General features: G+C 65.0%; 28 protein-coding genes and 1 pseudogene. 26 read left to right on the forward strand and 3 right to left on the reverse strand.

Annotated elements, in window-relative coordinates:
- Positions 1-94 precede the first annotated feature (94 nt).
- The 10 genes and pseudogenes from V6B97_RS16280 (at position 95) to V6B97_RS16320 (ending at position 6016) form a co-directional block, all read left to right on the forward strand.
- A complete protein-coding gene (locus tag V6B97_RS16280) occupies positions 95-1012 on the forward strand; it encodes a hypothetical protein (RefSeq protein WP_333507579.1) in 918 nt (305 codons plus the stop codon).
- Positions 1013-1168: 156 nt separating this feature from the next.
- Entirely contained in the window at positions 1169-1549 is a 381-nt protein-coding gene (locus V6B97_RS16285; protein ID WP_333507580.1) for a hypothetical protein, read from the forward strand.
- Positions 1546-1887 carry an XkdW family protein gene (locus tag V6B97_RS16290; RefSeq protein WP_333507581.1) on the forward strand — a complete coding sequence of 114 codons (342 nt, stop codon included), beginning with the start codon at positions 1546-1548 and terminating at the stop codon, positions 1885-1887. Before V6B97_RS16285 ends, V6B97_RS16290 begins: the two co-directional genes overlap by 4 nt.
- 10 nt (positions 1888-1897) lie before the next feature.
- Complete coding sequence (locus V6B97_RS16295; RefSeq protein ID WP_333507582.1) at positions 1898-2122, forward strand: TraR/DksA family transcriptional regulator; 225 nt, start codon at positions 1898-1900, stop codon at positions 2120-2122.
- Between the two features lie 40 nt (positions 2123-2162).
- Positions 2163-2372 carry a phage tail fiber protein gene (locus V6B97_RS16300; RefSeq protein WP_333507583.1) on the forward strand — a complete coding sequence of 70 codons (210 nt, stop codon included), beginning with the start codon at positions 2163-2165 and terminating at the stop codon, positions 2370-2372.
- A 426-nt stretch (positions 2373-2798) separates the two neighbouring features.
- Positions 2799-2948: pseudogene (locus V6B97_RS17470) on the forward strand (major capsid protein); the annotation flags it as partial.
- Positions 2943-3371: a phage tail protein gene (locus V6B97_RS16305; RefSeq protein WP_333507606.1), complete on the forward strand. Its 429-nt coding sequence runs from the start codon at positions 2943-2945 to the stop codon at positions 3369-3371. The pseudogene V6B97_RS17470 and the gene V6B97_RS16305, both read left to right, overlap by 6 nt.
- A 9-nt stretch (positions 3372-3380) precedes the next feature.
- Entirely contained in the window at positions 3381-3872 is a 492-nt protein-coding gene (locus tag V6B97_RS16310; protein WP_333507584.1) for a hypothetical protein, read from the forward strand.
- A 1-nt stretch (position 3873) separates the two neighbouring features.
- Complete coding sequence (locus V6B97_RS16315; protein ID WP_333507585.1) at positions 3874-4077, forward strand: hypothetical protein; 204 nt, start codon at positions 3874-3876, stop codon at positions 4075-4077.
- Positions 4078-5551: 1474 nt separating this feature from the next.
- Positions 5552-6016, forward strand: coding sequence for a hypothetical protein (locus V6B97_RS16320; protein ID WP_333507586.1), 465 nt, complete (start codon positions 5552-5554; stop codon positions 6014-6016).
- Positions 6017-6061: 45 nt separating this feature from the next.
- On the opposite strand, the gene V6B97_RS16325 is transcribed toward V6B97_RS16320, so the two are convergent.
- Complete coding sequence (locus V6B97_RS16325; protein WP_333507587.1) at positions 6062-6892, reverse strand: S24 family peptidase; 831 nt, start codon at positions 6890-6892, stop codon at positions 6062-6064.
- 85 nt (positions 6893-6977) lie between these two features.
- Here V6B97_RS16325 and V6B97_RS16330 point away from each other — a divergent pair, with 85 nt between their 5' ends.
- The 16 genes from V6B97_RS16330 to V6B97_RS16405 all read left to right on the forward strand — a co-directional run bounded on the left by V6B97_RS16330 (position 6978) and on the right by V6B97_RS16405 (position 15142).
- Positions 6978-7271 (forward strand): helix-turn-helix transcriptional regulator, encoded by a 294-nt coding sequence (locus V6B97_RS16330; protein ID WP_333507588.1) that lies wholly within the window; start codon positions 6978-6980, stop codon positions 7269-7271.
- A gap of 73 nt (positions 7272-7344) precedes the next feature.
- On the forward strand, positions 7345-7836 hold the full coding sequence (locus tag V6B97_RS16335) for a hypothetical protein (protein ID WP_333507589.1): 492 nt from the start codon (positions 7345-7347) through the stop codon (positions 7834-7836).
- Entirely contained in the window at positions 7833-8102 is a 270-nt protein-coding gene (locus tag V6B97_RS16340; protein ID WP_333507590.1) for a hypothetical protein, read from the forward strand. The genes V6B97_RS16335 and V6B97_RS16340 overlap by 4 nt, the downstream gene beginning before the upstream one ends.
- Complete coding sequence (locus V6B97_RS16345) at positions 8099-8461, forward strand: hypothetical protein (RefSeq protein ID WP_333507591.1); 363 nt, start codon at positions 8099-8101, stop codon at positions 8459-8461. Before V6B97_RS16340 ends, V6B97_RS16345 begins: the two co-directional genes overlap by 4 nt.
- The gene (locus tag V6B97_RS16350; protein ID WP_333507592.1) at positions 8458-8958 is read left to right on the forward strand and encodes a hypothetical protein; all 501 of its coding nucleotides are present in this window, start codon (positions 8458-8460) and stop codon (positions 8956-8958) included. The genes V6B97_RS16345 and V6B97_RS16350 overlap by 4 nt, the downstream gene beginning before the upstream one ends.
- 371 nt (positions 8959-9329) lie before the next feature.
- On the forward strand, positions 9330-10010 hold the full coding sequence (locus V6B97_RS16355) for a hypothetical protein (RefSeq protein WP_333507593.1): 681 nt from the start codon (positions 9330-9332) through the stop codon (positions 10008-10010).
- Position 10011: 1 nt separating this feature from the next.
- The gene (locus tag V6B97_RS16360; protein ID WP_333507594.1) at positions 10012-10302 is read left to right on the forward strand and encodes a hypothetical protein; all 291 of its coding nucleotides are present in this window, start codon (positions 10012-10014) and stop codon (positions 10300-10302) included.
- Positions 10303-10304: 2 nt separating this feature from the next.
- The gene (locus tag V6B97_RS16365; RefSeq protein WP_333507595.1) at positions 10305-10628 is read left to right on the forward strand and encodes a hypothetical protein; all 324 of its coding nucleotides are present in this window, start codon (positions 10305-10307) and stop codon (positions 10626-10628) included.
- Between the two features lie 3 nt (positions 10629-10631).
- Positions 10632-10850 (forward strand): hypothetical protein, encoded by a 219-nt coding sequence (locus V6B97_RS16370; RefSeq protein WP_333507596.1) that lies wholly within the window; start codon positions 10632-10634, stop codon positions 10848-10850.
- A gap of 181 nt (positions 10851-11031) precedes the next feature.
- On the forward strand, positions 11032-11358 hold the full coding sequence (locus V6B97_RS16375) for a hypothetical protein (RefSeq protein WP_333507597.1): 327 nt from the start codon (positions 11032-11034) through the stop codon (positions 11356-11358).
- Positions 11359-11369: 11 nt separating this feature from the next.
- Positions 11370-11945 (forward strand): hypothetical protein, encoded by a 576-nt coding sequence (locus V6B97_RS16380; protein ID WP_333507598.1) that lies wholly within the window; start codon positions 11370-11372, stop codon positions 11943-11945.
- A 2-nt stretch (positions 11946-11947) separates the two neighbouring features.
- Positions 11948-12301: a hypothetical protein gene (locus V6B97_RS16385; RefSeq protein ID WP_333507599.1), complete on the forward strand. Its 354-nt coding sequence runs from the start codon at positions 11948-11950 to the stop codon at positions 12299-12301.
- 2 nt (positions 12302-12303) lie between these two features.
- On the forward strand, positions 12304-13458 hold the full coding sequence (locus V6B97_RS16390; RefSeq protein ID WP_333507600.1) for a DUF5131 family protein: 1155 nt from the start codon (positions 12304-12306) through the stop codon (positions 13456-13458).
- Positions 13455-14633, forward strand: a complete 1179-nt coding sequence (locus V6B97_RS16395; RefSeq protein WP_333507601.1) for a DNA-methyltransferase — start codon at positions 13455-13457, stop codon at positions 14631-14633. Before V6B97_RS16390 ends, V6B97_RS16395 begins: the two co-directional genes overlap by 4 nt.
- A complete protein-coding gene (locus tag V6B97_RS16400) occupies positions 14626-14865 on the forward strand; it encodes a hypothetical protein (RefSeq protein WP_333507602.1) in 240 nt (79 codons plus the stop codon). Before V6B97_RS16395 ends, V6B97_RS16400 begins: the two co-directional genes overlap by 8 nt.
- Before the next feature lie 19 nt (positions 14866-14884).
- Positions 14885-15142: a hypothetical protein gene (locus V6B97_RS16405; protein ID WP_333507603.1), complete on the forward strand. Its 258-nt coding sequence runs from the start codon at positions 14885-14887 to the stop codon at positions 15140-15142.
- On the opposite strand, the gene V6B97_RS16410 is transcribed toward V6B97_RS16405, so the two are convergent.
- Both V6B97_RS16410 and V6B97_RS16415 read right to left on the reverse strand, forming a co-directional pair.
- Positions 15139-16344, reverse strand: coding sequence for a tyrosine-type recombinase/integrase (locus V6B97_RS16410; RefSeq protein WP_333507604.1), 1206 nt, complete (start codon positions 16342-16344; stop codon positions 15139-15141). The genes V6B97_RS16405 and V6B97_RS16410 overlap by 4 nt on opposite strands.
- A gap of 441 nt (positions 16345-16785) precedes the next feature.
- Positions 16786-17109, reverse strand: a complete 324-nt coding sequence (locus tag V6B97_RS16415; protein WP_333507605.1) for a hypothetical protein — start codon at positions 17107-17109, stop codon at positions 16786-16788.
- Positions 17110-17204: the final 95 nt, after the last annotated feature.

Below are 17204 nucleotides of genomic sequence, written 5' to 3' on the forward strand. Positions count from 1 at the left end.
GTGCTGGACGCCACGGGTACCCCCGTGGCGGGAACCATCGACGCCCGCGTGCGTGGCGTGCGCGGCGCGGCGGCATGACAGAGAGGATAACCCCATGGTGACGACATGGCCTGACAAGAGCGACCTGGCTCCTGGATACGGGGACAACCCCACTTGGGGGCAGGTTTACGGCGGACACGTGGAAATGCTGGTGGCCGCCCAAGAGCTTCCCGGCGCGGTGCCCCCTGCGGCCCTGACCATCGCGTCGGGCGCCATCACTCCTACCACTGCCGAGGTGATCGTGGATACCGAGGGCGGCGCTGCTGCCGACGACCTGACCACCATCAACACCACCACCCTGCACGACGGTGCGTACCTGCTTCTGCGCGCCGCCGATGCCTCTCGCGTCATCACGGTCAAGCACGGGGTCGGCGTTGGGGCCATCGCGCTTGATGGCGATGCGGACGTGGACCTGTCTCCGGACGCCGCGCTGGTGCTGCGCCGCGACGGCACCAGTTGGCGCGAAGTGCGCATGCTGCGTGCGGCCATTGCCGCAGACCTTGTCTCCGGTCACGTACTGCACGGCGCGGACACGGCAGCCGAAGTGCGAGCTGCAATCGGGATGGATATAGGCTTCAGCGCAGGCAAGGCGGCTGACCAGAACGCCATTGCAACGGGAGCATACGTCAAAGTCGATTTCGGCTCGGAACAATGGGACACCCATGGCGCGTACGACCATTCGACAAGCGTTTTTACGACGCCTGTTGCTGGTACGTACATGGTAACTGCGGCAGTGCGGTTGACCGGAGCACTCACGACGGGCGCATACTATGGAATCAGCATTTATATAAACGGGGTATCCACAAAGGCAGCCTCAGGATATCCTTCGGTAACTGGCGGCTTCAACCTACAAATTGCGACTGCAGTCAATCTTGCTGCCGGGGACACGCTGGAATTATATGTCTACGCGCCCAGCGGCACGGTCAACCTGGAGAATTTGCAGCCCACCTTTTTCCAGGCGCATCGCATCTAGGGGGGAGCCATGGGCGTTCAGTGCGTACAGTGGATACACAGCAAACTCGTTCCGGCTGCGAGCGAGGTTTCTTTGGCCGGTGCGAACCCTTTCACGTGGTGCACGGAACTGTTCCCATACACCGTGCCCACCGGATTTTGGCTTGGCATAACCGGCATGAGCATCGGCAGCAAGTTTACGGACGGCGGTCCGAATCTTCGAGCGTCCATGCTGGTGTTGGCTAACGTCCACAGTGTTCCCGATAATGTAGGATGCATGCATTTCAAGGTGCCGCTTGTCGTGCCCGAGACGCGCACCATCACCGCGTCCCTGATCAACAACGACGCTGAAGATCAATGGATTAACAGCACCGTTACTGGGCTGCTTGTTCCCAGGGTTGCCGGTCAGACGTGGCACGACGCTTTTGCGTTCTTGTTCGACGTTCCGCCAGCGCCGCAAGTGTCCGTTACTGTCCCGCCCATCGAAGTACCCGATGTCAACGTGGTGTTGCCGAGCATGTCGGGCACGATAACCCTCGTACCGCAGGAGGATGCATGACGCGCAACCTGGGCGAAATATTGGCTTGGAAATATCCTGACGGCGGATTCGTCGTGCAGGATGACGGGAATGGGCCGAACATTAAGGCATGGACGCGCAAAGACGCCAAGCCCAGCGCTGCACAGATCGAGGCGTGGGCGACGGCATATGCAGCGCATCAACGCCGGTTGGCTATCCTGCGCGAACTGGCGGAGCTCGATATCCAGTCCATCCGGGCGGTACGCGCCAAGCAGGCGGGGAACGCCACCGAGCAGGACGACGCAAGGCTCGCCAGCATCGAAAGCCAGGCGCAGGCCCTGCGACAGGAAATGTGCAGCATCAACGAATCGTTGGCATAGCGGAGTGTGCATGCCCGACATCTTCGACCAGGCAACAGCAATAGAGGAGATGGACCGGCCCGCCGCCATTGCGCGTGCGGCGGGCCGGTCCGGCTGGTCAGGCCCTGATCCGGTGTGGATCGACGGGGTGGCCTGCTGCGCCGAATGCGGCGATGCCATCCCGCAGGCCCGGCGCGCAGCCCTGCCCGGCGTGGGGGTGTGCGCGGCCTGCGCCAGCGAGGGCGAGCGGGCCTGACAACGCATGACACGCGCGCCACCGGCGCGCAGGAGGAACCATGGGCGCAACAACCACCGCCAAGAACGCCATGCTCGACGCCATCACCGTGACAAAGATGTCGCTGCACAGCGGTGATCCCGGTGCGGCAGGAACCAGCAATGAAATCAGCGGGGGTAGCCCTGCCTATGCGCGCAAGGACGTCACGCTGGGCGCGGCAGCCACAGCAGTTCCCACCCCGCAGGAGGTCGCCGCGTCCGAATCTGCTTAGCCGACACCACCGATGACGAAGCCCCCGAAAGGGGGCTTTTTCAGTAAAACAGTTGTACCTCATGTGCGATGTCCGCTGGCACAACCATGAATATCGGTGCCTTGTCGCCGAGTGCAGTCTCATCCATCACGTCGAGCGTGACTGTTAGCCCAGCCTCGCCAGCCTAGCGCAGGACAACCGAAAAGGTGTCCGCAGCCTTGCGCACATAACTCCAGGTCCATCGCGTCCAGCGTGACCGAGTATACCCGCTCCGACACGCGCACGTCCACTACCTCGTCGTTGCCGCTCGTGCGGCTCGTGATCGTGATGCTCATGGGCCTCCACCGTGTGCCAAATCGTGTGCCAAACAGGTGCCAAAAGGCACATAAAAACGGCCACACGACAAACTGCAACACCGCTAAATTATTAAATTCAAGCCCTAGGCGCGTGGACATGAACGCCCCGTTGCCCTCGGTGGAGGTGACCAGCAACCTGCGCAAGGTGGACCTGTCCATCCTGGGCGGCGAGATCGAGGTGCCCGAGGACACCGCCCGCATGTTCGGCGGCAAGGAGAAGTACTTCTCCAAGAAGATGCCCGCGGGTTCCAGCGCCCCGGACGGTTCTTTGGTGTGCGATGGTTCCGCCCGCTCCCGCACGGCGTATGCCGCGCTGTTCGCCGTCGTCGGCACCACCTACGGTGCAGGCGACGGCAGCACCACGTTCAACCTGCCCGACCTGCGCGGCGAGTTCCGGCGCGGCGCGGACCTTGGGCGCGGCGTGGATACCGGGCGCGTGGTGGGGAGTGCGCAGGGGGATGCATTTCAGGGGCACTGGCATGCGGGATGGGTGGGTCTGCTGAATGTGTCCGCAGGCGGAAGTGAAGTGGTTAGGTCCAATGGTGTACAGGCAAGCGCAAATGCCGTGCGAGGACCACAGAGTGACGGCACCAACGGGTCTCCCCGCATCGCGTCAGAGACCCGCCCCCGCAACGTGGCCGTGGTGACCTGCATCAAATATTGAGGAGATGACATGATCGACATCTACCACTACAACGCCCAGACCGGGGAGTTTGTATCCCCCGGCGTGGCTCACGAGGACCCGCTCTTGCCAGGCCAGCACCCCCTTCCCGCCCACTCCACGGCGGTCCAGCCGCCTGCCGCGCAGGAAGGGCGCACCTCTGTGTGGAATGGCGTGGAGTGGCAGTCCGTCGAGGATCATCGCGGCGCGTCCGGCTGGCTGCCCGACGGAACCCCGCACACCGTGACGGTGCTGGGGCCGTTGCCCGAGGGGTGGAGCGATACGGCACCGGAGCCGTCCGAAGAAGAGGCGCTTGAGGCCGCGCTTGCCGCCATCGAGGCCAGGTACACCGCGAAGGCTGCCGTGTTGCGCGAAAGGATGGAGATTGTACTGTTGGTCAACGGTTCCATCGAACTGGCGAACCGCGCCGCGCTTGCCGCAGAGTGGCAGGCGACGCAGGACGCGCGCGATGCCGAAATCCTTGGACTCTTGGGGGGAATGTAAGATGCCGACCCTGTATTGCTCCGCGTGCGCGCATACGCCGCCCAACCTGACCCAGGAAGGATTGTCAGACCTTGCCATCCGCCTCGGCTACTGGCGGTGCCTGGACTGCGGCCGGACCATCAAGCCGCTGATCATGCCGGACCTCGTGGCGCAGGATGATGGCATGGACATGCCCGCAGGCGGCGAGGCCGACGAGGGCGGATAGCCTTTGCATGTTTTTATCGGCGGACCATGTTGCGGGCATGCGCAACATGGTCCGCCGCAATGTACGGCATGGATGTGTGCCGGTGGGCAGCACGGCCGTGGATCGTGCCGCACGCATCGCGCCAGGCGTGCGCCCCGCCCAGGGGAGGCCAGCCCACCGGCGACCGCATCGGGGCGCACGCCCACATCCAGCCCGCCAACGTCCACGCCGCCGCCTCCCCCCTCCCCTCCCAAAAGGAGGAGGAGCCCGCCAACGTCCATAACACAACAATTTCGGCATGTTGCGCACACCGATTGCCCCCCACGGGGAGGGGCACCCCCCCCGTGGGGGGGTCCTCCCGCGCCCCTCGTCGCACAGGGGTCGGCATTGCCGCGATGTTCGCGGGGATGTGGGTGCGGATTTTTTTTGAAAATATGAAAATCGTGCGTAATGGCAGGTGTTTCACGATGTTTCGCGCGACGGGGAGAGGCCGGGAGTTTTCAGGGGGGAGCCGGATGGTTTTCAGGGGGGCGCCCTGGGCGCCGGAGCCCATGCGGACGGGGAAATCCGGGCTCCGGTTGCGCTACCGGCGTGCTGCAAGGCAACCGTACATGCCTTGCGGAACGGCTGGATGTCGCGGCCAGATCGGGAGGGGGGCGTGACCGCGACCGATGTTGCGGGCCCCGACACCCGGGGCTACCAGCCAAGCCCCGCCGGGCGGGCACAGACGGCCCGAGCCGGGAGCGATCCTGCGGCGGGGACGCACCGAAACTTCACGCGCGGCCACGAAACGGGACGGAACTTGAAATGGTGCAAAAACGTGAGCAAGAACGAGGCGCGCGGGGATGTGCAGGTTGGTGCAAGAACGAAAGCAAGAGGCGAAAATTGAGCGGTGAGTCAGGGACTATGGGGTGACTGTCGGGGGACGATTTAGGGGAGGGAGGTGTTGCCATTATCTCTTTATATTTCTTATCTCTTTTTTCTTTTTGTAGACCAAGGGACTGTAAAGAGAAGAATAGGGAATAAAGAAGAGAAAAAAGTGAGGAGAAGGGAACAGGAAATTAATGTGACATAGTAACGGAAATGTGTGGGAGAGAAAAAACGTGTAGTTAAAGAGAAGGGGGGCCGAAAATAGTCCCCATAGTCACTTTTGTTGGAATGATTGATGATTTTCCGAAAAATCGTCTACTTTTCGGTCTACCGACAGTCCCGGACAGTCCCCTGCGTTTTTGCCGTCAGGCATCTGTGGGGTGACTTCCGGATTTCGGGCGCGGATTTCCGCTGCGCGTTGGGGGGGTGGTGAAGGGTTGCAGCGCGCGGCGGGCTGGCGGCGCGGCCGGGGGACGGCGCGCGGCGGCCTTGCAAGGTGTGCGTGGCTATGGCGGGGAGCGGCGAGGAAGGAGTGGGCATGCCTGGTGGCCGTGACATGCGCGGCCCGGTTTAAGCGTCTTGCGCGTCTTTGCTGTACTTGCTACCCGATGGCATGGAGGTGCACATGGCCCTGATCAAGTGCCCGGAGTGTCAAAAGGACGTGTCGGATGCTGCGTACGATTGCCCTGGGTGCGGGGCACCACTTAGGCGGCGTTTCCCTCGCAACGAACGTGCGCCGGAACGCCCGCGTGGCCCCAGTGGCAAGCCTTTCGGAGCGAAACGTTGGTTTGTCGTTTTTGCTTTTGTGGCCGTGGCGGTCGCCCTGACCAAGATGTTTGGCGGTTGCTTTGGAAACTCCGCACCATCGGGTACGCCTTCCGCTCGATCGTCTTCTGCCAACGACATGAGCGCGGAAAAGGCGGCCGCACTGATGCTGAACCTGAACGGGCACCTGTGCGCGGAGGCCGTGCGGATCACGCCGCTGAAACAGCCCAAGGTGTACGAGGTGCGGTGCATCGAATACCGGGGCGGACGCGGAACAGTGGACTACGTGCTGGACATGAACACCGGCGTCGGTTGGCGACGGTAGCGCGAAAAAGCGAACAGGAAGGGGCCTTGCGGCCCCTTTTTCGTTTCAGATGCGGCGGCGCACGTAGAGCACGGGCGCCAGGGTGGTGATTTGGGTTTCCAGTTCTTCCACGGTGAATTCTTCGCGCTTGCCCGCCTTGTCAGGGGGGAGCCACCCCTTGAGCCTGATGTACCCGTCCCGCGCCCCCCGGCCCAGAAAAAGCTTGATGGTCCCCGTTCCATCGCGGCGGGCGACGTAGACGGCATCTCCTTTTCCCGCCGCCTGGTCCGGATCGGCGTAGCAGATCATGCCGCTGAAGATGCCCGCGGGCACCATGGACTCGCCGGCGGCCACGACGGCCAGCGCGCGCGGCCCCAACGTGATGGGCTGCGCGGTTGCCGCGTAGTTGTCCACCTGCGCCCATCCGTTGATGCCGCAGCTGGCCAGCCCGACCATGGGCAGGGGCCGGGCGATGTGCACGGCGGAATCCGGGTGCGGGGCCGGTGCGGGCGCGACCGGCGGCTGCTGCGCTGGCCGGGACGCCATGGCGTAGGGTTCGCCTTCGCCAAGGATCAGCCAATCAAGCGAAAGACCAAGCGTTTTCGCTATCTTGCCCATGTCTTCCGTGCTGGGGACTTGCCCGCCAGCCCATGCATGCCACTTCTTGGACGATAACCCAAGGGACTCCTCGAATGTCTTCGGGGAGAATTTGCCACTCGCTGACGAAAATTTTTTCGCTGCGAGTTTTTTTATTATCTCAAAACGTTGGTCCCAATTTTTCATTATTTTGCTGCGCATCGGTGGAAAAAACCACTTGCGCGGGTTGAAAAATCTACCTAGATGGAAATCGTGAGCGCGGGAAACATCAATACGACCACCGCGTATCAACGCGACCATGGCGCATCAATGAGCGCCGCGCGCAACGATGAGAACAGGACGCATCAATGCGCGCATGTAGCATTAACGCGACGAGGTGACATCAATGAACGCCATAGCCCACGTCAATCCCGGCAGGCAAGACATGCTGCGCATCTTTCTGCGGGAGGGCGGCATTTCGCGGAACGACATCGCCGACCTGCTCGGCGTGCACCCGCAAAGCGTGTCCCGCATCCTGAACGGCGATCGCGCCCTTCCCGAACACGTGCTGCGCCTGCGGGAACTCGGCATTCCCGCCGAACTTCTGCCCATTCCCGAACGCATTGCCCCCGGCCCCAAGCCGCGCGGCGAATGCGGCGCGTCCGGCGCCACCGGCCAGGCCGTGGCGGGCGCGGCGTAGGGATTCCTGCGACCGTAGCACAATTTTCTGCGCGCGCAACTGCCCACCAAACATACGTTTTTCGAGGTTTCGCATGCCTGCCGTCCTTGACCTTTCGCAGTTGACCCTGCCGAGCGCGTTCCAACTGGCCGTGCGTCTGTCCGGCCTCTCGCACGACGAGATCGCCACGGCCATGGGATGGGCCCCGGACAAGGCTACCCGCATCTTCAATCCCGGCGACAGCTATTGGCCCGCGCTGGCCTCGGTCCCGGCCCTGTGCCGGGTGCTGGGCAACACGGTGCTGGCCCGGTGGATCGTGGAGGCGTCCGGGGTGCCCGCCGGCGGATGCGGCACGGGCGACGGGCACATGCCCATGGTGCGGGTGGCCTCGGTGATGGAGCGCGCCGGAGCGGTGTGCCGCGAGGCCGGGGCTTCGCTGGAAGACGGGGTGATCGAACCGGTGGAGGCCCGACGGGTGCTGCGCACGTCCATGGCGCTGGCCAAGGACCTGACCGCGCTGGTGGCGGACATGCAGCGGGTGCTGGACGAGGGCGGCGCCTGCAGTGGCCGGGAGAGCAGCCGATGACCCTGGCCGACGCGGCGCACGCGCTGGCGCAGGGCGCAATTTTCGTCACCGGGGCCGCCGCCGTGTGGATGGTGGGCCGCCCGGTGGGGCACCCGGCCCGGCGCTGGGGCTTTCTGGTGGGACTGGCGGGCCAGCCGTTGTGGCTGTGGGAGACGATCCGCGCGGGGCAGCCGGGAATGCTGGCCCTGTCCGCCTGGTACTGCTGGGCGTGGTGGAGCGGATGGCGGAACAACGCGCCCAGGGGCGCGGAGGAGAACGGGAAGTGAACGGGAACACGATCACGGAACGGAACGAGGCCCAGGGCATGGCCGCGCTGCGCTCGGAACTGAACCACGAGGCCGGACGGTACAGGCTGCGCGCGGCGCTGCGGGACGTGCTGGCCGTGCTGGAACGCGAGGACCGGGCCGTGCGGCTGCTGCGCTTCGGCGTGCATGCCACCGCATGGAATGTGCTGCGGTCGCGCCCGGCGGACGGCGACCTTGCCCCCATGGACCGGCGCTTCGTCTACGAGGCCCTTGGCGCGGTGATGGAGGACGTGGTGCGGTGCGATCTGATCCCGCCCACGGACGCGGCGTACGTCAACGCCATGGAGGCCATGGCCAGCGTGGAAGGGGGACGGTCATGATCGTGCGGGTGGCGGATGCCGAGAAGATGCTGTGCGGCCGCTACAACCAGGCGTGCCGGGGCACGCGGTGCATGCAGTTCCGGGTGATGGTGCCCGGTACGGTGCCCGACGCCGAGGAGCGAGAATCGACGGGCTACTGCGGCCTTGGCGGGATGCCCACGGTGAAGGCACTGCATGTGCCCGAGGCGCGCGGCCAGCGGGGCATGCCGGAGGTGGAACCGTATCGTGGCGGCATGGTCCATGCCGGGGCTGCGGTGCCCACCATCATTCACACGGTCACCCCGTTGACCGCCAGCCACATCACGCCGCGCACGCGGGCCATGGAACGGCTGATTCTGCAGGGCCCCGACGGCGGCAAGTTTTTCGAGGCGGCGGAAGCGTCGCGGGACAACGGCGGGCGGCCCGTGGTTGTCGTCACCCCGTCCGAGGCGGCGGTGCTGCACGGATCGTGCGGCGAATGCGCCGGGGAAGACTGCCCCGGCTGCGTGGGGGGTTAGGTCATGCCGAACTGCCATTCCCTTGGGTACAACCCGTCCGGATCCGTTCCCCCCGTGCGAGTTCCGTGCGGAAGGCATCTTGTCGAGGTCGATGCCTGCGTAGCCGATACCGTGAAGGTGCTGCTTGAAGAGCGCTGGCCCATCACCGGCTCGTGCTGCGGGCACGGACGTGGGCCCGTCGTTCTTTCTCTTGCGGTACATGCCCCGGAAAATGCCGAACAAGAGTTGGCCGCGCGGTTTCGTGAAATCGACAGCCGCGACGTGTCCGTATTCCGGGTGTCAAAGATCGTCTTTCCGGATTTCGTGATGTGCGCTCGTTGCGAAGTGCCGCTTCGCGCGGACGGTACGTGCCCGATGTGCGGGGGTGCGTCATGATGCCGAACATGCTTACCGCGCCTGCTCACGACGTGCTTCATCGACTGCGCAGGACAGGCAATTCCCCATCTCGTCAGTCCAAGGCCATGTCCAAGGCCGCATCCCGCGAATCCGCCATCCAGGCCGCCCGCCAGCGCACCGCCTGCCTGGCCGTGGCCTGGGGCGTGCACAAGACCGTCGAGGTGCTGCGCGAGGTGTTCGAAGTGTCGTTCGAGCCCGGCGCGCCGGAGCGCCGCCTGCTGGACGACGTGGCCGCGCGGCTGGCCGACGTGGTGGCGGACCTGCGCATCGCCAGTTGGGACGACATGTCCGCAGGTGCACGCCGCGAGATGGAGGACATCACCACCCGGTGGCTGGACCTGCGCGAGGAACACCTGGGCGACCTGTGGGCGGCGGCGCCCGGCGAGACGGACGGCTGCAACCCGTCGCTGTCGCCCGCCGGGTGGTCCGCGTGGATCGGCGCGCTGACGGTGCTGGTGCACGACGTGTGCGCCGTGCAGCGCCGCAACCGGCGCGACGCCTGGTCCAAGCTGCGCACGAGCCTTGAACGGCTGTGGTGGCCGTGGGTGGAGGGCTGCGGCCACTGCCACGACATGGTCAGGATGACGGCGCTGTACTGCGCCATGGCGGGGGTGCTGCCTCCGCTGGGCGGGTCGCAGGTCGGGAAGGGGAGGTAGCATGGGCACCAGGACCGTCATCTTCTGCGATCTGTGCGGTTGCGAATCCAGCGACGTGAAGACGCGCAACCTGGCCTACGGGCGCGAAACATGCCCTGCGGAAGGGCGCACGCACGACGTGTTCGCTTCGGCGGACCTGTGCCCGGAGTGCGTCAAGGAAATCGACTGGATCGTGCGCGCCATCAGCGGCACCGCCAAAAAGGACGCATCGCCGGAGGTCATCGCTAGAGCGACCCTGTTCCACGCAACGGCAAAAGGCCGGTTCCGTGTGCCTTCGAGGAGGGAAAAATAGCCATGCCCGCCCATATCTCCCATCCGTGGGTACACCCCTGCGACGCCGACACGGCGGACCCCTCCGACGCGCGCCCCGGCAGCGTGGAGCCGGTGGCGTCGCAGCCGTCCGCCGTCATCGTGCGGCGGGTGGACAGGCTGCGCCACGAGATACGGCGGTTCCGCCTGACGCCCGGCCTGACATCCGGAGACCACGGACGCATCGCCGAGATCATGCGGCGTCTGGACGACATCGAGGATGTCCACCGCAACCTGCTGGGCTTTACCCAGCGACAGGTGGCCCCCCTTCACACCGGAATCAAGCCGGGCACGCCCGGCAGGAGGTAGCCCATGCTGAATCTGGCCGTGCTTTTCGATCATCCCGGCCTGTGTCTTGTTCTGCTGCTCATCTGCATCATGGCGGCTGGCTCATTCACTATGGCGTGGCTGACGTGGCCAAACGGCGACTGTGCGTTCAGTCGTCGTCGCCGCCCTGCCCGGCGCATGCCCAGGGTGCGGTACCGGGCATACCGGGCCACCCGGACCATGGCCGCAGAAATTTCAGCCTAACCGCCCCTCCACCCAGCCAGCTGCGGCGACCGGCGGGCGTCCTGCTCGTCATCGTCAACCCGGCGCATCCCCCCTGCCATCCCCCATGGGCCGGGCCGTTCGCCGCAGCGAATCGGGGCGCGCCACGGGGCGCACCCCGCACGGGAACGGAACGGGAACGAAGAAGCAGAGGAGAACGGGAATGCCGAAGGTCAAGCGCTACTACTGCCCCATCTGCGACACGTCGTATGATGATTGGTCCAGCGCCAAAGATTGCCTGGACGAATGCCGTAGCGAACTTTGGGTGCGCGAAGGCATAGCCTATGCCTGCGAGTTTTGCGGAGAGGAGTTCCTCGCGCAGGAATTTCTTACGCAGCACGAGTTGGGATGCATCCCGACTCACATCAACGACGGATGTTTGGCATGCGAACGCAGGACTTCCGACGGATATACAGATCCTGATTGCAAGCGGAAGTATTCCGATATTCCCCGCGTGAACTGCCCCGGATACCAGCCCGAGCGGGCGTAGGGAGGATGGGCATGCAATCGAACGACACCCCCAAGAACGGCGCGGAGCGCATCGCGGCCGAACGGCTGCGGCAGGTCGTGGAAGAAGGATGGACCCCTGCGCATGACGCGGAACATCACTCTCCGGAAGCCCTTGAACTCGCGGCGGCCTGCTACGCCATGCCTCCGGATGCGCGCGGGTCCAAGGTCGTGCCGCACCACTACGACGTGACGCGGACGGACGTGGTACTGCCGGACGTGCTGCCCTTTGAAGTGGTGGAAGTCCCCGCCCTGTGGCCGTTCGAGGGCAGATGGTGGAAGCCGTCCACGCGCAAACGTGATCTGGAGAAGGCCGGAGCCCTGTGCGCGGCGGCCATGGACCTGCGCGTGCTGCTGGGCGGAGGCAAGGCCACGCCGCAGGGCATGGAATGGCGCGAATTTCACGAGGACTGCCCGCGCTGCGGAAGCCGCGTCGAAGTGCTTGTGCCCTCCACGCGCATGCCCAACTGGTGGACGGAAGGCGACATGGTGCGCTGCGCGGATGGATGCGGTGTGGAAATGGCCGTGAGTTGCGACCATGAAGGCGCATGGCTGGAGCACGGAGAGTAGCCATGACCACCACCCAACAGACCCGCCCCCTGAAGCTGCGCATCCCGCGCCCGGCCTTCGAAGCTATTGAGGCGACGGCGCACCGCCAGAAGATCACCGTGGACGAGGTGGCTAGCCGCATGCTGGTCGAGGCGATGGAAGACGACGGCGTGTGGACGTGCAGCGCCTGCGGCGACGTGCTGGGCAAGGGCACTCCGCGCACCTACGGCGCGGACGTGACCCGCCCGGTGTGCCCCGGTTGCGCCGACGTGGGCATTGTGGAGCACGCCGACGGCGCTGTGGAGCGCTGCGAGTGCGCGGGCGCGGCGCAGGCCGTCCCGGTCATCGTGGAAGAGCATGACGGGGAGGCGGACTAGCCATGGCCACCAACACCCGCATCGAATGGGCGGACGCCACCATCAACCCGCTAGTGGGCTGCTCCAAGGTAAGCCCGGCCTGCGACCACTGCTATGCAGAGCGCATGGCCGCGCGCATGGTGCACAACCCCGCCGTGGCGCAGCGCTACGCGGGCACCGTGGCCGCGCACGGAAAGTGGACGGGCAAGATCAACCTGCGGGCGTCGGAGATGGAAAAGGCCCTGCGCTGGCGCAAGCCGCAGCGCATCTTTGTGGGGTCCATGTCCGACCTGTTCCATCCCAGCGTGCCGGATGAGCACCTTGACCAGGTATTTGCGTGCATTCTGGCGTCTCACACGCTGGCAAACTGCGCCAACCACACGTTCATGCTGCTTACCAAGCGACCCGACAGGATGCGCGAGTACCTGTCTGCTGGTCCCTCCGCGCTGATTGAGCGGTGGGCCAAGGCCGGTGACGGGTGGATCATTCTGGACAACGAAGACGTGTGCTTTTCGGAAACGATTGAAAGCATCGTCAGTTGGGGGCCGCAGCTTGATTACAAGCCGTGGGCGTACACGTATCAGTTGTTCCCCCTGCCCAACGTCTGGCTGGGCACCACGGTGGAAGACCAGGCGCGCGCCGACGAGCGGATTCCGGAGCTGCTGGCCACGCCGGGTGCGCTGCACTTCGTCTCGTGCGAACCGCTGCTGGGGCCGGTGGACTTGTCGCCATGGCTCCAAGAAATCCTGCACGAAGACGAAGTTGGCGTTGAGAACGGCAACCAAACCCTGCCTATGGAACTGGGCATGCCGTGCATGCACGATCCGTGGATTTTCGGCCTGCGCTGGGTCATCGCGGGCGGAGAGACGGGCCCCGGCGCGCGCCCGTCGCATCCGGACTGGTTCCGCAGCCTGCGCGACCAGTGCAAGGCGCATGGCGTGCCGTTCTTCTTCAAGTCGTGGGGTGAGTGGGGATTCAACGGATGGGACGGGACGCACGCCCTTTCGTCATCGGGAGCCCTGCGGACTATCGGAAGGACGGAAGACACCCACGGTGATTGGCCCTGCGCAAAGATGGGCAAGGCCCGCTCCGGTCGCCTGCTCGACGGCGTGGAGCAAAACGCCATTCCGGCGCGGGTGGATGCGCGGGAACTGCCGCTGTTGGGGGCGATGGGATGAGCAGCGCACCCGCCATCACCGCATCCATGTTCGTGGGTGACTGCATGGACGGCTTGCGGGCCATGCCTGACCAGTCCGTGCATTGCTGCGTGACCAGCCCGCCGTACTATGGCCTGCGCGACTATGGCATGGCCGGGCAGATCGGGCTGGAAGACACGCCGGACGCCTACGTGGCCCGTCTGGTTGACGTTTTCCGCGAGGTGCGCCGGGTGCTGCACCACACCGGCACCCTGTGGCTGAACATCGCAGACAGCTACGCCGGTAGCTGCAAGGGCGCGTGGAAGAACAAGGACGCGCCCAAGGAAACGTACTCCCCGGATTACGAAAGCCCGCAACTTCAGATGGCGCGGGTGTTTCCCGGCATCAAGCCCAAGGACCTGATCGGCATCCCGTGGATGCTGGCCTTCTCCCTGCGCGCGGATGGCTGGTACCTGCGTCAGGATATCATCTGGGCAAAGCCCAACTGCATGCCGGAGTCCGTGCGCGACAGATGCACCAAGTCCCACGAGTACGTGTTCCTGCTGTCAAAGTCGCCCCGGTATTTCTTCGACGCGGATGCGGTGAAGGAGCCTGCGGCAGCAAGCTCCATCTCAAGGTGGGCGCAAGACATTGAGGCCCAAGAGGGCAGCACGCGTGTGCCAGGAAAAAGCAACGGGAAAATGAAGGCCGTTGGCGGTGGTGCTTTCCGCAACCGGCGCAGCGTCTGGTCCGTACCGACAGCCAAGTTCGATGGCGCGCACTTCGCGGTATTCCCGCCCGCGCTAGTTGAACCGTGCGTGCTGGCCGGAACGTCGTCGCACGGGGTGTGTCCTGCCTGCGGCAATCCGTGGGCGCGCGTGATCGAGCGCACCGGCCACGAGAACATGCGCGAACAGGCCCACCAGCCGGGTAACCGAACCACCAAGACAGACAGCACCGGATGGGCACCCCTGACGCGCGCCACCGACAAATGGTCGCCCACGTGCGATTGCGGCAAGTCCCCTGTCCCGGCCACGGTGCTGGACCCGTTTTCCGGTACCGGAACCACCGGAGAGGTTGCCGTACTTGCGGGTCGCTGCTTTGTCGGCTGCGAACTGAACCCCGCATATGTCGCGGATGCCCGCGCGCGGATAGCCCTGGCCCTGCAGGGTGCCAAGGAACGGCCTGTTACCCTGCTGGAGGCCTGCCATGCGTGATCACACCGCCCTGACCGAAGCCTTGCGGCGTCACGGACTGCCGCGCATCCCCGATATGGACTGCCCTTGCGGCGGGCGCATGCAGGCCACCCTGCACGTGGTCAATTCCACGTGGGAAGTGCGCTGCGCCAGCTGCGGCAAAAGTTCGTCCCTTGGCGACCTGCCAGCAGCCCTGTTCGTGTACCGGATGGAGGACGACTGCCATGAGCAGCCGTGCCCGGCCACCATGTAAAATCACGGGAAAAAGCACCATGCAGGAAATGACGCCCGACGAGCGCGAGATACACGATCTGCTGTTGAACTCGCTTCCCCCCGTGGTGGCGCGGCAGGCAGTGCCGGAGTACTTCGGCAGGATCGTCAGCGCGCAGACCCTGGCGAACATGGACTGCCAGGGGCAGGGGCCGGAAGGTTCGTTCAAGTTCGGGGAGAAGGTCATGTACCGCACCGACAAACTGGTGCCGTGGCTGATCACCCGTTACGGCGTGCGCCGTCTGCGGCCGGGGCTTTAGCCATGGTCATCCAGTTGCAGGACGGCGCTGCGGGTGGAATCCGGCAGCAGGTGGGCATAGCGCATGGTCATTGCCAGCGTCTTGTGCCGCATCAGGGCCTTGATGCGGTAGATGTCCGTCCCCGCCAGCGCCAGCCACGAGGCGAAGGTGTGCCGCAGCGAATGGAACACAAGGCGTTGGGCGATGTCCGTCACGCCGTCGTTATAGCCCAGCGCGTTGACGGCATCGCGAAAGGCGCGCGAAAGCGTGGCCTCCGCGCTGACGCCCCACGCCGGGGGGAACACGCGCGGGTCGGTGGAAATCTGGGCGCGGCGGGTGAAAATCTCGGATGCCGTCCTGTTCAGCGGCACCATGCCCCCCGGCTTGTTGGTGGACTTGGCGCGCACGTAGAGCTGGCCGTGGACGGGATCGGCGTCAGCGTGTTGCAGGCGGCCAATCTCGCCCAGACGCAGGCCGGTGTGCAGCGACACCAGCGCGGCGTCCCGCGCGTCGTCGTGCCCCTCGCTGGCCAACCGCGTGCAGACGGCCTCGATCTGCTCCCGCGAGAAGAAACGGAAGCGCACGGACGGGTCCGGCGTGAAATCAACGTCGTCGCAGGGGTTGGTCCCGCTGAACAGCGCAACGCCGTCCACGTAGGTGTTGGATGCCTGACCGATGGCATGGCGCACCATGGCGTAGTACTGGTACAGGGTGCCGTCGCGCTTGTCCGCATCGCGCAGGTCGTCCAGCAGGTTCACCACGTCCGCGCTGGTGATGGCGTACACGGGCAGCCTTCCTATCGGCATGGCGGCCAGCATGTTGGCCCGGCTGGTGTCCTTGCGCACGGTGCTTTCCGACTTTCGGCCCCGGCGAGACGGGATGTAGGATTCGGTCAGCCACTGGCCGAAGGTGGTCGGGCACGGCGCCATGTTGGCGGCGGCCAGCGCCGCGCGTTCCGCCTGGCGGGCCAGTTCGGCATGCTCGCGCATCTCGCGCAGGTTCTGCGGGCCTGTGCCGGTGGCATGGTTGACGCGCAGTTGCTGCATCAGGGTGTCGCAGGCCTTGGCCGTCCAGCCGTCGCCGGACCAGCCCACGGGTTCTTCGTGCACCTTGCCGCCCAGCTTGTAGCGCAGGCCGTAGTACCGTTCCGTGCTTCCCGTTGCGCCGCGCGTCCTTTCCCAGTAAACCACGCCCCGGTACTTGGTTGTCGTGCGTCCTGCCATGGTGCCCTCCGTGCGTCCAAATGCTGCCCCACCCCTGCCCCACCGACGTGGTATTTCATGGTATGCGCAGGGAATGGCGGCACGACGCAACCTAGCGGAATATCATGCGCTGGTAAAGCGTGGTATACGGCTTCGTGCGGGCTGGAACGGACTCAAAATCCGCCGGTGGCGACACCTTGCGAGTTCGAGTCTCGCTCCCGGTACCAGAATGAAAACAACGGCCTGCGTACGCATCGAGAGATGTGTGCACAGGCCGCTGCGCTGTTTCTGCCTGTCTCCTGCCCCGCTCCTGCCCTAGGGGCTGTTTCCAAATTAGGACTTTCGTTCGTTGGCAAGGAAAACGAGCCTGCCATGAGGGAGTATACTCTTACCGTATTCGACCGACATGGCAGACGAAGTTTGACGCAGCCAACGGGCGAAAGGACAATTTAGAAACAGCCCCTAGCGGTTCTCCGCTTCCTTCCGGATGGCGGAAATAAGCGCGGCGGCGTTGGTCACGTCGGTGACCTGCCAGTTGCCCGCCTCGCGCCGGATCAGGGCCAGGTCCACCGGGTAGGCGCGCTCGCTGCCGTGGTCGAACAGCATCACCGAGGCGGTGGCCTTGTCGCCGTCGCGGGCGACCGACTTCACGCCGCGCAGTTCCTTGCGGCCCACGGAGGCGTCGGCGAACAGGGGCGAGAACAGGCCGCCGTCGGTGGCCTTGCGTTCCTTCTTCACCGGCTTGCCGGAAAAGTTTGGGTCTTCGACGTTAGCTGTGGAATTCACGCCTCCAAGAGTTGGGTGATGGGCGCTCCGATCAGGTAGATCATGGTGATGAAGGTTGTTACGTTCCGATACCCTCTGGCCCGCGAGCGAGCAGC

It is taken from the genome of Nitratidesulfovibrio sp. 1201_IL3209, assembly GCF_036763125.1.
In the GTDB taxonomy this organism is placed as follows: domain Bacteria; phylum Desulfobacterota; class Desulfovibrionia; order Desulfovibrionales; family Desulfovibrionaceae; genus Cupidesulfovibrio.

Excerpts from the sequence above, each read along its gene's own strand:
- V6B97_RS16400 (WP_333507602.1), top strand. The coding sequence starts at position 14,626 with ATGCGTGATCACACCGCCCTGACCGAAGCCTTGCGGCGTCACGGACTG.
- V6B97_RS16350 (WP_333507592.1), top strand. The coding sequence starts at position 8,458 with ATGATCGTGCGGGTGGCGGATGCCGAGAAGATGCTGTGCGGCCGCTAC.
- V6B97_RS16360 (WP_333507594.1), top strand. The coding sequence starts at position 10,012 with ATGGGCACCAGGACCGTCATCTTCTGCGATCTGTGCGGTTGCGAATCC.
- V6B97_RS16320 (WP_333507586.1), top strand. The coding sequence starts at position 5,552 with ATGGCCCTGATCAAGTGCCCGGAGTGTCAAAAGGACGTGTCGGATGCT.
- V6B97_RS16330 (WP_333507588.1), top strand. The coding sequence starts at position 6,978 with ATGAACGCCATAGCCCACGTCAATCCCGGCAGGCAAGACATGCTGCGC.
- V6B97_RS16410 (WP_333507604.1), bottom strand. The coding sequence starts at position 16,344 with ATGGCAGGACGCACGACAACCAAGTACCGGGGCGTGGTTTACTGGGAA.
- V6B97_RS16290 (WP_333507581.1), top strand. The coding sequence starts at position 1,546 with ATGACGCGCAACCTGGGCGAAATATTGGCTTGGAAATATCCTGACGGC.
- V6B97_RS16390 (WP_333507600.1), top strand. The coding sequence starts at position 12,304 with ATGGCCACCAACACCCGCATCGAATGGGCGGACGCCACCATCAACCCG.
- V6B97_RS16325 (WP_333507587.1), bottom strand. The coding sequence starts at position 6,892 with ATGGTCGCGTTGATACGCGGTGGTCGTATTGATGTTTCCCGCGCTCAC.
- V6B97_RS16355 (WP_333507593.1), top strand. The coding sequence starts at position 9,330 with ATGATGCCGAACATGCTTACCGCGCCTGCTCACGACGTGCTTCATCGA.
- V6B97_RS16285 (WP_333507580.1), top strand. The coding sequence starts at position 1,169 with ATGAGCATCGGCAGCAAGTTTACGGACGGCGGTCCGAATCTTCGAGCG.
- V6B97_RS16370 (WP_333507596.1), top strand. The coding sequence starts at position 10,632 with ATGCTGAATCTGGCCGTGCTTTTCGATCATCCCGGCCTGTGTCTTGTT.
- V6B97_RS16280 (WP_333507579.1), top strand. The coding sequence starts at position 95 with ATGGTGACGACATGGCCTGACAAGAGCGACCTGGCTCCTGGATACGGG.
- V6B97_RS16340 (WP_333507590.1), top strand. The coding sequence starts at position 7,833 with ATGACCCTGGCCGACGCGGCGCACGCGCTGGCGCAGGGCGCAATTTTC.
- V6B97_RS16310 (WP_333507584.1), top strand. The coding sequence starts at position 3,381 with ATGATCGACATCTACCACTACAACGCCCAGACCGGGGAGTTTGTATCC.
- V6B97_RS16300 (WP_333507583.1), top strand. The coding sequence starts at position 2,163 with ATGGGCGCAACAACCACCGCCAAGAACGCCATGCTCGACGCCATCACC.
- V6B97_RS16315 (WP_333507585.1), top strand. The coding sequence starts at position 3,874 with ATGCCGACCCTGTATTGCTCCGCGTGCGCGCATACGCCGCCCAACCTG.
- V6B97_RS16385 (WP_333507599.1), top strand. The coding sequence starts at position 11,948 with ATGACCACCACCCAACAGACCCGCCCCCTGAAGCTGCGCATCCCGCGC.
- V6B97_RS16405 (WP_333507603.1), top strand. The coding sequence starts at position 14,885 with ATGCAGGAAATGACGCCCGACGAGCGCGAGATACACGATCTGCTGTTG.
- V6B97_RS16375 (WP_333507597.1), top strand. The coding sequence starts at position 11,032 with ATGCCGAAGGTCAAGCGCTACTACTGCCCCATCTGCGACACGTCGTAT.
- V6B97_RS16365 (WP_333507595.1), top strand. The coding sequence starts at position 10,305 with ATGCCCGCCCATATCTCCCATCCGTGGGTACACCCCTGCGACGCCGAC.
- V6B97_RS16335 (WP_333507589.1), top strand. The coding sequence starts at position 7,345 with ATGCCTGCCGTCCTTGACCTTTCGCAGTTGACCCTGCCGAGCGCGTTC.
- V6B97_RS16305 (WP_333507606.1), top strand. The coding sequence starts at position 2,943 with ATGCCCGCGGGTTCCAGCGCCCCGGACGGTTCTTTGGTGTGCGATGGT.
- V6B97_RS16295 (WP_333507582.1), top strand. The coding sequence starts at position 1,898 with ATGCCCGACATCTTCGACCAGGCAACAGCAATAGAGGAGATGGACCGG.
- V6B97_RS16395 (WP_333507601.1), top strand. The coding sequence starts at position 13,455 with ATGAGCAGCGCACCCGCCATCACCGCATCCATGTTCGTGGGTGACTGC.
- V6B97_RS16380 (WP_333507598.1), top strand. The coding sequence starts at position 11,370 with ATGCAATCGAACGACACCCCCAAGAACGGCGCGGAGCGCATCGCGGCC.